12 protein-coding genes are annotated in these 15,193 nt (G+C 60.5%); 3 read left to right on the forward strand and 9 right to left on the reverse strand.

All coding sequences use genetic code 11. From position 1 onward, the window contains the following. Window positions 1-664: 664 nt before the first annotated feature. The 3 genes from B0E33_RS11600 to B0E33_RS11610 all read left to right on the forward strand — a co-directional run bounded on the left by B0E33_RS11600 (window position 665) and on the right by B0E33_RS11610 (window position 4,548). Window positions 665-2,068 (forward strand): HAD family hydrolase, encoded by a 1,404-nt coding sequence (locus B0E33_RS11600; RefSeq protein WP_077293239.1) that lies wholly within the window; start codon window positions 665-667, stop codon window positions 2,066-2,068. Window positions 2,069-2,183: 115 nt separating this feature from the next. Further along, a complete protein-coding gene (locus tag B0E33_RS11605; protein ID WP_023002305.1) occupies window positions 2,184-3,983 on the forward strand; it encodes an IlvD/Edd family dehydratase in 1,800 nt (599 codons plus the stop codon). A 283-nt stretch (window positions 3,984-4,266) separates the two neighbouring features. Beyond that, a complete protein-coding gene (locus tag B0E33_RS11610) occupies window positions 4,267-4,548 on the forward strand; it encodes an SCP2 sterol-binding domain-containing protein (protein WP_023002307.1) in 282 nt (93 codons plus the stop codon). Between the two features lie 312 nt (window positions 4,549-4,860). Here the strand turns inward: B0E33_RS11610 and B0E33_RS11615 are convergent, their stop codons facing one another. The 9 genes from B0E33_RS11615 to modB form a co-directional block, all read right to left on the reverse strand. After that, window positions 4,861-6,465: a TRAP transporter large permease gene (locus B0E33_RS11615; protein ID WP_023002308.1), complete on the reverse strand. Its 1,605-nt coding sequence runs from the start codon at window positions 6,463-6,465 to the stop codon at window positions 4,861-4,863. A 10-nt stretch (window positions 6,466-6,475) separates the two neighbouring features. Beyond that, entirely contained in the window at window positions 6,476-7,096 is a 621-nt protein-coding gene (locus B0E33_RS11620) for a TRAP transporter small permease (RefSeq protein ID WP_023002309.1), read from the reverse strand. A 125-nt stretch (window positions 7,097-7,221) separates the two neighbouring features. Next, complete coding sequence (locus tag B0E33_RS11625) at window positions 7,222-8,229, reverse strand: DctP family TRAP transporter solute-binding subunit (protein ID WP_075284138.1); 1,008 nt, start codon at window positions 8,227-8,229, stop codon at window positions 7,222-7,224. A 273-nt stretch (window positions 8,230-8,502) separates the two neighbouring features. Continuing rightward, window positions 8,503-9,417: an RNA polymerase sigma factor SigJ gene (gene sigJ / locus B0E33_RS11630; protein ID WP_077291309.1), complete on the reverse strand. Its 915-nt coding sequence runs from the start codon at window positions 9,415-9,417 to the stop codon at window positions 8,503-8,505. Window position 9,418: 1 nt separating this feature from the next. Further along, on the reverse strand, window positions 9,419-9,850 hold the full coding sequence (locus B0E33_RS11635) for a carboxymuconolactone decarboxylase family protein (RefSeq protein WP_031269919.1): 432 nt from the start codon (window positions 9,848-9,850) through the stop codon (window positions 9,419-9,421). Window positions 9,851-9,997: 147 nt separating this feature from the next. Then, window positions 9,998-11,332 (reverse strand): sigma-54-dependent transcriptional regulator, encoded by a 1,335-nt coding sequence (locus tag B0E33_RS11640; RefSeq protein WP_023002313.1) that lies wholly within the window; start codon window positions 11,330-11,332, stop codon window positions 9,998-10,000. A 16-nt stretch (window positions 11,333-11,348) separates the two neighbouring features. After that, a complete protein-coding gene (locus tag B0E33_RS11645; protein ID WP_023002314.1) occupies window positions 11,349-13,145 on the reverse strand; it encodes a sensor histidine kinase in 1,797 nt (598 codons plus the stop codon). Between the two features lie 43 nt (window positions 13,146-13,188). Continuing rightward, window positions 13,189-14,310, reverse strand: a complete 1,122-nt coding sequence (gene modC, locus B0E33_RS11650) for a molybdenum ABC transporter ATP-binding protein (RefSeq protein ID WP_077293241.1) — start codon at window positions 14,308-14,310, stop codon at window positions 13,189-13,191. Continuing rightward, window positions 14,303-15,010, reverse strand: a complete 708-nt coding sequence (gene modB, locus B0E33_RS11655) for a molybdate ABC transporter permease subunit (protein ID WP_055660401.1) — start codon at window positions 15,008-15,010, stop codon at window positions 14,303-14,305. The genes modC and modB overlap by 8 nt, the downstream gene beginning before the upstream one ends. Window positions 15,011-15,193: the final 183 nt, after the last annotated feature.

The raw sequence follows: 15,193 nt of genomic DNA on the forward strand, positions 1-15,193 counted from the left end.
ACCGCAAAACGTTAGTCACAATCCAGTCCGAACCGGGCAGTTTTTGCCGCCCAGGGCGCCACTACGATCTGCACTCAAATAGATTCATTCTGACTTTCAGTCCGGACGCGATTGTTAACAGATGTTAACCATGTTTTTCCGGCGCACCCAAACGTAAAAGGGAGAGCCTTTCGGCTCTCCCATTAATATACCACACCCCGAAATAATCTTCGTCCAGAGGACTATTAAATACAGGCCCTCAATACTTGCAGGCCGTTTAAAAAATTACCCGTTTATACTACCCGCAATTCAGTTTCGCTCAAGTTCCACGCTGCACAAATGGTCAGCACCCATTCCGATGCACTGCGACTGGGACAGGCAACATGCTTACCGAACTGACTCTGCGGCATTGCCTGTCTCCGGCCGCTCCCGCATTTTCAGACGGTCCCCAGGGCGTGCCGTTTGTATCTCCAGTTGGCCCACGACCCGGTTCCAGCAGAAGAATTCCAGATACGAGAGCCGACCGGCTATGCCGAAAACATCATTGATTTCAGTTCTTTGGGCATTTTTTCTTGTCATTGCCGTAGTGTGCCTTGTTCTGGCTCTGGCAGCAGCAGGCGGAGAACCATCTGACGCCGCGACGTCACTTTTGGTTTTCGGTTCCTACAGCGCCTTAATTTTCAGCATGTTTTCCGCGATTTTTTCGCTTCTCGGCCTCTCTTTTTCGCTCAACACCTCTGTCGGCCGGCCCTTGACGCTTTTCACGGCGCTGGTCAGCACCGGATTGCTTACCGTTTCGACCGGCCTCCACCTGTCCGGTCCGACATCGCCCCAGACAAATGCACCTGCCCTTGCCGCAGCTTTCCTGATGGTGCTGCGGGCGTTCGGTGTGGTTCTGTTGCCACCAAGGGGTGACCTCAGCGGAGTGCCACAAGCGGCTTGGTCTGTCCTGTTGGCGCTGCTGGCTGCCGGTACCTGGTGGTGGGTCTTCGACAGGACCGAGGCCCCGGCAGCTCTTGCCGCCGCGCTGCTTCTTTCCTGGCCGCAACTGATCGACGGAATCAACGCATTCGCGGACAAGGTCTTTCACAAGGCAGCGCTGGCGGCAGGCGCCCGTGACATTGCCCCCGGCGCCTTTACCAAGGTCGCTCATGCCCGCGATATCCTCATCGACAAGGCTGCCGTGATGTCTGGACCCAACCTGATGGTCACCAATGTCATGGCCTTCAACAACGAGCCGAAAACGCTCCTGGCCGTTGCCGCCTCCGCTGAGGCCGGATCATCCCATCCGGTCGCCCAGGCCCTGCGCGAACTGGCCAGCCAGTGGCAAGTCGCCCTCAAGATGCCGGACCGGTTCGAACCGACACCTGGTCTGGGTGTTGTTGCGCTGCTCGGCGGACAAACCGTGGTGATCGGCACGACGGACCTCCTGAAGCGCCTCAAGATCGACAGTTTTACCGCCGACGCCATTGCCCGGTCGCTGGAAGCAGACGGCAAGACGGTGCTGCGTGTCGCTGTCGGGGGACGCGTCGTGGGTGTTTTAGGTCTGGAAGGCACATTGCGTCAGGACGCCGGCGTTGCGGGGATGGCCCTGCGCAAAGAGGGCCTCGTGCCGTGGTTGTTCAGTGGTGACAGCCCCAACACACGCAGCGCGCTGGCGGGCATGCTTGGCCTAGAGCTGACCGATGATCCGAAGCCGGGAGAAACCGCGCCTGAGGCCGCCTCACGCTGCTTTCCGGACATGCCTCCCCTTGTCCTGACCCTGTCGCAGGACCGTATGGCGCTGGAACTGCGCGAAGGCGCCACGCCCGGAAAGGACGGGACCGATGCAAGGCATTCCCCCCTTGCTGTCAGCGACACCGGCGACATTGGAGCCTTCCCTGCCCTGAAGGCGCTGGCCATGCGCCGCAATCTGCTGGCCGTGCACGCCCGCCGGCTGCTGTCAGGTCTCTGGCTTTTCGCCGGCCTGTGCGGTGCCTTGACCCTCCTTCCGCTGTCGGCCGCACCCATTCTTTTTGCTATCTGTCTTGCCGTCCTTTGGACATTTGCCCGATTTTCCATTGCAGATACGCTGCACCGGAATACATGACGCGCCCATTCTCAGATTGTGGAACCGAAATCGGGTTTCAGCGCCTTTACAGCCTCATGGAGCTGGTGTTTATCGGCTTTTGACACTTTGTGAGTGCATTGAGGGATGAGGCGACATGAGCGACACCAAAACACCGAAACTGCGGTCCGCCGCCTGGTTCGACAATCCCGACAATCCGGGCATGACCGCGCTCTATATCGAGCGTTACTTGAATTTCGGCATCACGCGTGAAGAGCTGCAGTCGGGCAAACCGATTATCGGCATCGCCCAGACCGGCTCTGACCTTTCACCCTGCAACCGCCACCATCTTGAGCTGGCCAAGCGTGTGCGCGAAGGTATTCGCGACGCCGGTGGTATTGCCTTCGAATTTCCGGTTCACCCGATCCAGGAGACCGGCAAGCGCCCGACCGCAACACTGGACCGGAACTTGGCCTATCTTGGTCTCGTCGAACTGCTGTATGGCTACCCCATCGACGGCGTGGTGCTGACAATCGGCTGCGACAAGACCACACCTGCCTGCCTGATGGCCGCCGCAACGGTGAATATTCCGGCCATCGCGCTGTCCGTCGGTCCGATGCTGAACGGCTGGTACAAGGGCGAACGCACGGGCTCCGGCACCATCGTCTGGAAAGCCCGCCAGATGCTTGCCGCTGGCGAGATCGACTACAAGGGCTTCATGGACCTCGTCGCCTCCTCCGCGCCGTCCGTCGGCTTCTGCAACACCATGGGCACGGCGACGACCATGAACTCGCTGGCCGAAGCCCTGGGCATGCAGCTTCCGGGTGCGGCCGCCATTCCGGCGCCTTACCGTGAGCGCGGTGCAATTTCCTACGAGACCGGCAAACGCATTGTCGACATGGTACGCGAGGATCTGAAACCCTCCGACATCATGACCCGCGAAGCGTTTGAGAACGCCATTGTCGTCAACTCGGCCATCGGCGGTTCGACCAATGCACCGATCCACCTGAACGGCATTGCCCGCCATCTGGGTGTTGAACTGGACAACGACGACTGGCAGGAGATCGGCCATGACGTGCCGCTGCTGGTCAATCTGCAGCCGGCCGGAGAATATCTCGGCGAGGATTACTTCCACGCAGGCGGCGTGCCTGCTGTCGTCGCGGAGCTGATGCGAAACGGCAAGCTGCCGCATCCGGGCGCGCTGACCGTCAACGGCAAGGGCATCGGCGACAATTGCGACGGTGTCGTCACAGACCTGCCGGATGTCATCAAGCCTTTCAACAATCCGATGAAAGACAAGGCTGGTTTCATCAACCTGAAGGGCAACCTGTTCGACAGCGCCATCATGAAGACCAGCGTGATCTCGGAAGAGTTCCGCGACCGCTATCTCTCCAATCCGGACGATCCGGAAGCGTTCGAGGGCCGTGCCGTTGTGTTCGAAGGGCCGGAGGATTATCACGACAACATCGACAATCCGGACCTTGAGATCGATGAGCACTGCATGCTGTTCATCCGGGGCACCGGCCCGATCGGTTATCCAGGCGGTGCCGAGGTGGTCAACATGCAGCCACCCGCAGCCCTGATCAAACGCGGGATTACATCCCTGCCCTGCATCGGCGACGGCCGTCAGTCGGGCACATCCGGTTCGCCGTCGATCCTGAACGCATCTCCGGAAGCTGCCGCCATGGGTGGACTCGCGCTTTTGAAAAGCGGGGACCGTGTGCGCATCGATCTGAGGAAAGGCACTGCCGACATCCTGATTTCCGATGAGGAGCTTGCACAACGTCGCACGGACCTGGAAGCGGCGGGCGGCTTCAAGATTGCGGAGAGCCAGACTCCCTGGCAGGAGATCCAGCGCGCCATGATCGGGCAGTTCGACAAGGGCATGGTTCTGGAGCCGGCGGTTAAATACCAGGACGTCGCGCATACCAAGGGGCTGCCACGGGACAATCATTGATCTGACGAACCTGTCAGGTGCATTGCCTCTGGCACCGCGAAATGTTGAAATTCTCCGTCACTACCGGAGTTGATCCGGCAATCCATGCGATGATCACGGCGGCCGCGCTGCCGGTGAAGCGACATGGATCCCATGGTCAAGCCATGGGATGACGGAGCGTGTGGCGAAACGCTCCCGGCGGCGCATCTCTTTCGACACAGATTTCTACTTGACGATTACGTAAACGTCATGCTTCAAGAGGGCAAAGACGGGCTCCGGCCCAATTCAAACGGGAGAAAACGACATGTCCTTGGAACAGCTTACCGAAGGTGTCCGCGCAAAGGTTGCCGATGGCGGCATTGAAGAATCCGTCAAGTTCGATCTTGGGGAAACGGGTATCATCTTCCTGCAAGGCTCCAGCGTTTCCAACGAAGATGACGAGGCAGACTGCACCATCAAGATGTCCGCCGAAGACCTCGGTGACCTTCTCTCGGGTGATCTGAACCCGACGGCTGCCTTCATGGGCGGTAAGATGCAGGTGGAAGGTGACATGAGCGTTGCCATGAAACTCGGCAGTATCGTCTAAGCGATTTTTTTAAAGCAGAGCCTTTCAAGCCGGTCCTGAGGGCCGGCTTTTTTTGTTCCACGATCACCACTCCCACCTCCCCCATTCCCATCAGCCTCATCCTGAGGAGCCCGGTACAGCCGGGCGTCTCGAAGGATGGGCCGCTTGTTTCGGAGTGTGCCGCCCATCCTTCGAGACAGGCCTTTGGCCTTCCTCAGGATGAGGTGGCGGGAATGAGGCCCGGTGAAGGACGTGAAGGTTCCCTCCCGGGCACGGCAAACAAAAAAACGGCGGGCAAGGCCCGCCGTTCGAGTTTCTGGATGGTCCGGGTCGTTACCGGTTTGTGATGATTTCCGGTCCCATCAGGCTGTAGGGCAGCCAGGTGGACAGGGCCGGGACGTAGGTGACGAGGATGAGGAACAGGAGCAGGATGAGCACGAACGGCGCTGCCGCCTTGACCACCTGCACCAGACTCATCCCTGTTATCCCCGATGTGACGAACAGATTGAGCCCGATTGGCGGCGTGATCATGCCGATTTCCATGTTCACGACCATGATGATGCCGAGGTGAACCGGATCGACGCCAAGTTCCATGCCGATCGGGAAGACCACCGGCGCCACGATCAGAAGCAGGCCCGACGGTTCCATGAACTGACCACCAAGCAGCAGCAGCAGGTTGACCGCGATCAGGAAGGTGAACCAGTTGAAACCGGCTCCGACCATCCAGTCGGTGATTGCTTGCGGAATCCGCTCCGATGTCAGCACGTGGGCAAACAGGAGGGCGTTGACGATGATGAACATCAGCATGATGGTCGTCTTCGCCGCGTCCACCATCACCTTCTTGGTGTCCTTGTGGAACATGGCCGGAAGAAACTTCCAGACGATCAGTCCGATATTCCGACCCCAGATCTTTGCGCCGATACCATAGATGGACGGCAGCTCCGCAGGGCTGACACGGCCACGCAGAAGCGGATAGCCAATCAGCGCAGCCAGCAGGACAATGGCACTGTCGATGCCGTAGAAACCCTGTCTGTCCGTGACCATGCCGGCGATGCTCGACCAGGCGAACATTGCGGCAAACCCGTAGGTGATGGTCTTGAAACCGGCCAGTCCCAGAGGGCCGTCCTGTTCCTGCACCCAGCGAATGCCACTGAGCGGGCCCATGTCGCGATAGACGAAGAGTGCCACCAGACAGGCATAAACGGCTGCCACTGCCGCAGCTTCGGTCGGGGTGAAGATACCGCCGTAGATGCCGCCCAGGATGATGACCATCAGGAACAGGCCGACGGCTGCTTCCATCATGGCATGCCAGATTTCCTTGAAGCCTGGCCACGGCTGGGCCGGCAGGTTCTTGACGCGTGCCATGACATAGATGGCGATCATCAGCATCAGACCGGCGATCAGCCCTGGAACCACACCGGCAAGGAACATGCGGCCAACGGAAACGTTGGTTGCAGCCGCATAGACCACCATGACGATGGAAGGCGGGATCAGGATGCCGAGCGTGCCGGCGTTGGCGATGACACCCGCGGCAAACTCTTTCGTGTAGCCTGCCTGCCGCATGCCGGCGATGGCGATGGTACCGATGGCAACGACGGTTGCGGGCGAGGAGCCTGACAGCGCGGCGAACAGCATGCAGGCAAAGACGCCCGCGATCGCCAACCCACCCCGGATCGCACCGACGGACGCGATCGAGAAGCGGATGATGCGCTTGGCAACGCCGCCCGTCGACATGAAGGCCGAGGCCAGAATGAAGAAGGGAATGGCCAGGAGCGTGTAGTTCTGCGACGCCGTGAACAGCTGCAAAGCCACCGACGAGATTGAATCGTTGGAGAAGATGGCAATCGCCAGAACGCTGGACAAGCCGAGCGAAATGGAGATCGGAACGCCCAGGAACAAGAAGCCGAGGACGAGAATGAAGAGAATTGCTGCTTCCATTGCCCCGGCCTCAGTCCTTCAAGACGTCTTTGTTTTCAGCGACGAGGTCTTCCGCCTCATGCGCGGCGATCATCATTTCGCGCTCGCCGGTAATGATCTGCCAGGCCGCCTGAATGCAGCGGAACATGAACAGGAACAGGCCGATGGGCAGGATCAGATAAGCGATCCAGCGCTGAACGCGCTCTTTCGTGCCGAAGGTTTCAATGATCGCGTCGGGATAGCGCAGGTCGTCGAGACCGATGCCGATCTTGTACATCTTGGACCAATAGTCGATCGCGCCACCTCTGGTATCGAGACCGAAGATGTGCAGCCATTCCGACCAGAGCAGCGTCAGCGCATAAACAACGCCGCAGAGTGCACCGAATACGGCAACAGCCCGGAACACCGGCTTGGGAAACAGGCGGATGACCGCATCGACGCCCAGATGCGAGCCGATTTTGACGCCATAGCTCATGCCGAACAGGATCAGCCAGGCGAACAGGATACGTGTGAATTCCAGGGCACCAGTCCAGCCGGAATTAAAGCCGTATCGCGCCACCACCTGGGTGAAGGATACGATGGTCATGGCGGCCAGGAGAAAGGCGAGTACACCTTCCTCGAAGCGCGTGACCCAATTGTCGACGCGTTGCATGCGTTTCCCCCGAATTGGCCTCTTGGTTATCAGCGTGTCCGCCGGCATGGTTGCGCGTGCGGCCGCGGGACCTTGGCAGAAGGGCCGGACGATCCGGCCCTTCCAGGAGTTGTTTCAGGTCAGCCTTAGCTGGCGTTGTTGGAAGCGACGGCGGAGTCGATCAGGTCCTTACCGATATCGCCTTCAAACTTGTCCCAAACCGGCTTCATGGCGCCAACCCATGCCTTGCGCTGTTCCGGCGTCAGTTCACGAATGGTGGAACCGGCATCCAGAACGTTCTGGCGGTTCTTGGCTTCAGCAGCTGCCACGTTACCGTTTGCGGTTGCAGTGACTTCTTCCACGATGGTCAGGAACTGGTCACGAACTTCCGGGTCCAGGCTGTCCAGCCACTCGTCGGAAGTGACGAGCAGGTAAGCAAGCAGCTGGTGGTTGGTTTCGGTGATGCCATCCTGCACTTCGAAGAACTTCTGGGTGTAGATGTTGGACCAGGAGTTTTCCTGACCGTCCACAACACCGGTCTGCAGTGCGCCGTAGACTTCCTTGAAGGCCAGCTTCTGAGCATTGGCGCCCATGGCTTCGATCATGGCAACAGCCACGTCAGAGGTCTGCACGCGGAACTTCAGGCCTTTTGCGTCGTCCGGAACCAGCAGCGGCTTGTTGGCGGAGAACTGCTTCAGGCCGGAGCTCCAGTAGCCGAGGCCCTGGAAACCGTAGTCGGTCATGGAGTTCAGGAGTTCCTTGCCGTTTTCACCGGTGGTGAAACGCTCGACGGCGTCCAGATCCTGGAACAGGAACGGCAGGTCGAACAGGCGGAACTTCAGCGTGTAGGCTTCGAACTTGGAAAGCGACGGCGCAGCAAGCTGAACATCGCCGAGCAGAAGGGCTTCCATTACCTTGTCGTCGTCGAACAGCTGAGAGTTCGGGAACACCTGCATGCAGGCCTTGCCGTTCATCTCGTCGTTGACGCGTTCCGCCAGCAGCGTGGCAGCGTCGCCTTTCGGGTGGCCGGTTGCGGCAACCACATGGCTGAACTTGATGACGATTTCACCGTCATTGCAATCGTCAGCCGCATAAGCGTTCGCAGACAGGGCCAGAGACGCCGCGGTAGCTGCGGCGAGAGCGAATTTTTTCATCGGATGTCCTCCCAGACATTTCAGTATGACGGCCATTCGGGCCGGACAGCGTGGTGGCTGGTCGGCACCCTATTGGCAAAGTCCGTGCCAAGTGCCGGAAGAGCAACAAAAAGCGCCGATTTCTGCAGGTTAACAAAAAGTTTCAAATGAACCTGGTCGGGAGAGACTTTCGTTTATGGGTCGAGTCAGACACATGGCATGAAACCGGATGTGTCGAAACCGACACATTTCCGGCCTGCTACATCATATTTTAAGCCGTAAAGCGCCGAATTATCAGTGCCAGATAGCGCCTGAAGACCGGTCGTGGCGCAGCTTGACCTTCAGGCGTGCCAGCTTGTCCGGATTGCGCATGTTGTAGATACGCTCCAACCGCCCATCGGCGTCATAGGCGAACATCACGGCTGTCACGATCTCGTCGCCGTAGAACATGACGAGGCCACGCGTTCCGTTCAGATCCAGTATCTTGATCTGGCAGGGCTCCCAGAGGCGGCCAAGAATAAGAACTGCGTAGCGAGCGACCTCGTCCGCGCCTTCCAGGATCCGGCTCATGGCCGTTGCTTTGCCGCCACCATCGGACTGGAGTTGTACTGTTTCGGCGAGAAGGCCCGTCAGGTGGTCCGTGGATCCTGTTTCAATCGCGGTGAGAAAAGCAGACAGGATCCGGTCCTGATGATCGGCCGGAGGAACAAAACGGGAGGTCGGACCCTGCACATGTCTGCTTGCGCGGGACACCAACTGGCGGCAGGCCTGTTCGGTAACCCCCAGAGTTTCGGCAACTTCGTCATAGGGCTTTGCGAAGATTTCGCGCAGCAGGTAGGCGGCGCGCTCCTTCGGGCTGAGGCGCTCCAGCAGCAGGAGGAACGCTGTCGTCAGGGATTGTGCCCTGTCCAGGTCGGTCTCCGGGTCCGAGCCACTTTCGAACTGAAGCGGTTCGGGGATCCACGGGCCGACATAGTCGACCCGTTTCCTGTGAGCGGCCTTGAGAGTGTCCAGGCAGCAATTGGTGCAGACCGTGGTGAGGAATGCTTCCGGATTCAGGATGCCGGCACGATCCGTGGATTGCCACTTCAGGTATGTGTCCTGCACCGCATCCTCGGCATCTGCCATGGAGCCGAGCATGCGATAGGCCAGCCCCATCAGCTTCGGGCGTACCGTCTCGAAAACATCGATGCCTGGAGCGTCACTCATGTCAGTGGTTCGATACCTGTACCCGGTTCCACAGATTGATCATCGCGACCGCGGCGGTGATAGCACTGATCTCGGCGTCATCGAAGTGGCGGCGCAGTTCACCGCGCAACGCCTCATAGTTCGTATCGACCTGAAGACTGGTCAAGGCTTCCGTCCAGGCAAAGGCCGCCTTCTCCGCCGGCGTGTAGTCATCAACGTGCCGCCAGACCGTCAAGCGCTGCAAACGCTCCTGGGTCTCGCCCGCGTCAAGTGCTTCCTGGGTGTGCATCTTCACGCAATAGGCACACTGGTTGATCTGCGAGGCACGCAGATCGATGAGATGCCGCAGTTTCGGCTCCAGCCCTGCCTTGCCGATCTCACCGCTGGCAGCGACGAAACGCTTCACGATATCGGGGACATTTTCGTAGTGATTGATGGCATTAGAGGTCGTCATTGGCGTGTCTTCCATTCAGGTTTCAGGGTGTGACACAGGGTTGACGACCGGGGGCAGCGATTTGTGACACCGGCCCGAAACTTTTTTCGGCCATTCGTTTTGCCGACCCGCCCAGCGAGCCGGGACGGCAAGGAAATCAGGTCATTGTCAGACGGAAAGCGCTTCGTCCTTGCCGAGACCGTATTTGCGCATCTTCTCATAGAGCGCCTTTCGCGAGAGCCCAAGGTTCTCGTAAGTGGGCTTGATGGCACCGTCGTTGCGCTTGAGTTCGGCGACGATCAACGCCCGTTCATATGTCGCGACCTGTTCGAACAAGGTGGATCCGGCCCCGCTGCTGGGCGCGTTGACCAGCTCGACACCGAGCACGAAACGGTCGGCGACATTGCGCAACTCGCGGACGTTGCCCGGCCAGTCCCGCGCCATCAGCTCGGCGAGGTATTCCTCGTTGATGTCCGGGATCTCGCGCCGGTAGCGTGCCCGGGCTTCCACCGCCAGATGCCGGAACAGGAGGGGGATATCCTCCAGCCGGTCGCGCAACGGTGGAATGGCAACGTTGACGACATTGAGCCGGTAGAACAGGTCCAGCCGAAATCGGCCTTCCTTGCCGGCAGCCTCAAGGTCTTCCTTGGTGGCCGCAATGAAGCGCACATCCAGTTCGATCGCCTTGTTGGAGCCGAGCCGTTCGATTGTCCGGGTCTCGATCACGCGCAGCAGCTTGACCTGCAGTTCCAGCGGCATGGATTCGATTTCGTCCAGAAACACGGTGCCCCCATGGGCATGTTCCAGCTTGCCGATGCGCTGTCCACTGGCACCGGTAAAGGCGCCCTTCTCGTGGCCGAAGAGTTCAGATTCGATGATTTCGGCAGGAAGCGCCCCGCAATTGAGGGCGACGAAAGGCTTTTCCTTGCGGGGTCCTTCGTCATGCAGTGCCCGGGCGACCACCTCCTTGCCGGAGCCGGTCTCCCCCAGGATCAGCACATCGGCATCGGTTGCCGCCAGGGCCGTGACATTGCGGCGAAGCAGTTCCATGGCGGCGGTGCGCCCCACGAGACGGCTTTCCAGGCCCGTTCGGTCTGCCAGTTCCTCGCGCAGCTTTCGGTTTTCCAGCACCAGCCGGCGCTTGTCGAGCGCGCGTTCCACCACGGAGGCAAGGCGCGAAACGGAAAAGGGCTTTTCCATGAAATCATAGGCACCGGCGCGCATGGCCTCGACCGCCAGTGGCACATCGCCATGGCCGGTGATCAGCACCACGGGCAGGGCGGGATCGATCTCGAAGGCCCGCTTCATGACCTGGAACCCGTCCGTCCCGGGCATGCGAATATCTGTAACAAGCACGCCGTAGAACCCGCGGTTGACCCGTTCCAGGGCTTCTTCCGGTTCGCCGGTTGCAAACACCGCCTGGCCGGACAACTCCAGCCCCTGGCTCAAGGAGCCGCGCAGGTCCGCTTCATCGTCTATCAGTAGGACGGTCGCCTGATCCATTAACGCCTATCTCATTTCATTCCGCTGCAAGGACATGCTCATCGGCCACCGGCAGGCGCATGGTGAACACCGCACCGCCACCGTCGCGATTCGCCGCCTTCAGCGATCCGGAAAAGTCATGAACGATCTTGTAGGCAATCGACAAGCCCAGCCCGAGCCCGGCGCCGACATCCTTGGTGGTGAAAAACGGGTCGAAGATCTGTGGCAGCACATCGGCATCGATGCCTGTGCCGTTGTCACTGACGGTCAGAACCGCTTCGCTGCCTTCCTGCCTCAGTTCCAGCCGCACTTCGGGCATGGCAAGCGATGCGGCGTTGCCGCTGACGGCATCCAGTGCGTTGGACAGGAGATTGATGACCACCTGCTCCAGGCGGATGCGCCCGCCCTTGACGATGATATCCTCCGTTGGCAGTGCCAGATCGAGACGCACCTTGCTCTGCTTGATATGTGGCTGCAGCAGCAACGTTGCCTCGTCGATCACCTGGCGCAGGGACACCGGCTTGATGTCGGTGCCCGACTTGCGCGTGAAGCCTTTCAGCGTCTTGGCGATTTCGGCCATGCGGCTGACCATGCCTTCGATCCGCGAGAGATTGCCGAGGGCCTCGTCCGCACGCCCCCGCTCGATCAGCATGCCTGCCACTTCGGCATCGGAACGGATAGCTGCCAGTGGCTGGTTGTACTCGTGACTGAGAGCCGCAGACATCCGGCCGAGCGTTGCGAGCTTGGCTGCCTGCACGAGTTCGGCCTGGGCCAGACGCAAATCGGCTTCAGCCTGTTCGCGCTCGCGCACTTCCTGTTCCAGAAGGACGTTGGTGCGGCGAAGATCCGCAGTCCGTGATTGCACACGGCGCTCCAGGCGCAGTGCGCTCGCCCGGTTGCGCCGTTCCTGGCGCACGAATTCTTCCCGCCTGACGATCAGGATGGCGATACCTCCGGCGGCGATCACACAGACCAGAAGCGCGACCAGCATGGCCCAGCCGGATCGCTGGCGGGCATCCTCGATCGTCACAAGCGTTCTGACCTGCCAACCGAGAACGGCCAAGTTCTCCGTCAATTGCAGGTAATAGTAGGGAGACGGCGTTGCCGGCAGCAGGACCTCGATGCGCTCCGCCACCGACATGTCGGCGATATCCCGGCCGACAGAAAGCTCGTCCATCCGCTTGCCGCGCCATGCGGGAACGTTGGTGACCACAATCCGGCCACTGCCATCCAGCGCGACCAGCGGTTCCTTGCTGAGTGCCCAGGCTTGCTCGACGTCTTCCAGACTGACCCGGACGGCAATCACACCGACGATGGAGCTGCCCCGACGCAAGGGCGAGGCGAAGACATAGTTCGATGCGGCCTCTGGCGTACCGGGAATGAGCTGCCGACCGAGCTGGCCCTGTAGGGCCTGTTCGAAGGCATGTCCGATGCGTTCCGCCCCGCCGAAGGAGCCCGTCGGCACACCATCCTGGCTGGAGACCACGACATTGCCTTGCCTGTCCATCAGCCAGATCTCTTCCGCGCCCGACATGCCGGCAGCGATCGCGGCGATGCCGGGGTCTCCAGACCTGCCTGTGCTCATCAGCAACTGACCGATATCCGGACCGCGTGCCAACAGCGGCGACAGCAGGCGGAACTTGTCGAGAAGTCTTTCGAGAACGGCTGTCTGAACCGCAAGATTGGCCCGCGCACCGGTTTCCACCTCCGCAAGCGTGATCCGCAAGCTGGCAAGCCCGGTCAGCCACATCAGTGCAACCGTCGACAGGATCGCCGCCGCTCCGATACCGATCTTCAGCCTGCGCCAGGTCCGGCGCTTGGTCTTGCGCAACATCGCGTCAGTATAAACAAGCCGCGCGCCGCGTGAAGCGGGAGCCTTATCCAGCGAATTCCTCCCCGGTAGCCGTGTCCGACAGGGCCGGTGCACGCTGGCGCCGGTCAATGGCAACGCTCTTGATCAGAACCGTGACGTCCTTGCCTGTGTGGAGATCAAGGTCGGCAACGGACGCGCGGGTGATGCGGGCACGCAGCACCTGTCCGCTGACGGAGCAAAGGATTTCCGCATAGGGACCGCTTTCACTTGAAATACTGCGGATTGTCGCCGCGAAGGCATTGCGGATGGACAGGCCCTCCGGCGGTTTGACTGCCAGGGCAACGTCCCTGGCCCGGATGCGCAGGCGCACCGCATCGCCCGGCACGGCTGCCATATCCGGTATCTGCAGTGTGGCTCCGCCGATATCGACATCGGTCAGGCCCCAGTCCGGGTCACATCTGGTGACGGTACCTTCCAGCAGCGCGCTGGCCTCGTGACGGCCGGTTGCCCGGCCCAGATCGGTCCGCGCGAGCATGTCGGCCACCGGTCCAAAGGCGGGCGTGCGTCCATCCGACAGGATCACGAGCGTGTTGGACAGGCGCGCCACCTCCTCGATGGAATGGCTGACATAGAGGATCGGGATTCCCGCTTCCACGCACAGACGGTCCAGATACGGAAGAATGTCGTTTCGCCGCGCCTGATCGAGATTGGCCAGCGGCTCGTCCATGATCAGGAGCCGCGGGTCCGACAGAAGCGCCCGCCCGATGGCCACCCGTTGCCTCTCGCCGCCAGAAAGAGTTCCGGGCTTTCGCTCCAGGAGCCCAGCCAACCCCAACAGATCGACCACTTCGGCCATGTCCCGGGTCCCAGGCCTGCGGCCCGCCCAGCGCGCATAGGTGAGGTTCGAGGCAACGCTGAGATGCGGAAACAGCCGGGCGTCCTGAAAGACGTGACCGATCCTGCGTGCCTGAACCGAGAGGTTGATACTCTTGTTCGCGTCGAAAAGGGTCGTGCCGTTGACGGTGATATGTCCGCTGAGCGGCTTGATCAGCCCGGCGATCATGTTGGTGAGCGTTGTCTTGCCGGCGCCCGACTGGCCGAAAAGCGATGTCACCCCGCCCCGGCTGTTGAACCGGGCTTCAAGATCAAGTTGACCGACACGGCCGGTGATGTCGACATCAAGCATGACCACCCCCCATGCGCGCGCGCAATCGGCGCGCCAGTGCTTCCGAGGCGATCAGCGCCGCAAAGGCGACAAAGGCCGCAATCAGCGTCAGGCGGAAGGCAGCCAGTTCTCCACCAGGGGTCTGGGTGGCGGTATAGAGCGCCAGAGACAGGGTTCTTGTCTCCCCGGGAATGTTGGAGACGAAGGTTATGGTGGCACCGAATTCGCCCATGGCCTTTGCAAAGCCCAGGATCGCGCCACCGAGAATTCCCGGCAGGGCAAGAGGCAGGGTGACCGTCAGAAAGGCGGTCAGGCGATGGGCACCAAGAGACTTGGCCGCTTCTTCCAGTTTCGGGTCCACGGCTTCGAAGGAAATACGGATTGGCCTGACCATCAACGGAAAAGCCATCACACCGGCAGCAAGCGCTGCACCGGTCCAATTGAAGGCGAAGGTGACACCGAAGACACTGTCCAGAAACGATCCGACCGGACCCTTGCGGCCAAAGGTCAGCAGCAGCACGTAGCCCGTGACCACCGGTGGCAAGACGAGCGGCAGATGCACAAGAGCATTGACGGCGCCGTGGCCGGTGAACCGGTAGCGGGCAAGTACGAAGGCCATCAGAACGGCAAGCGGCAGCGCGACAGCGAGGGCGGCAGAAGCGACCTTGAGGGTCAAGAGAAGGGCCTGCCATTCCCCGGGCTGGAGATTGAAAAAATCCACGTCTGCTCAGTCTTCTCGTTCCGGTACGCGGCCGAATTTTCTCAGCCACCTGCCGTTATCGGTTAGAACACTGCAGGAACGCAAGATGTCGTTTGTCTTGAGCCTTCAATGCAAAGCAGTGTGCCTGGGGTCAACTGCCCCTTGTCCGGCTTGAGCATGTCTATTCCGATGGCCAGCGCCAGT

The sequence above is a fragment of the Roseibium algicola genome, from assembly GCF_001999245.1.
GTDB classification, from domain to species: domain Bacteria; phylum Pseudomonadota; class Alphaproteobacteria; order Rhizobiales; family Stappiaceae; genus Roseibium; species Roseibium algicola.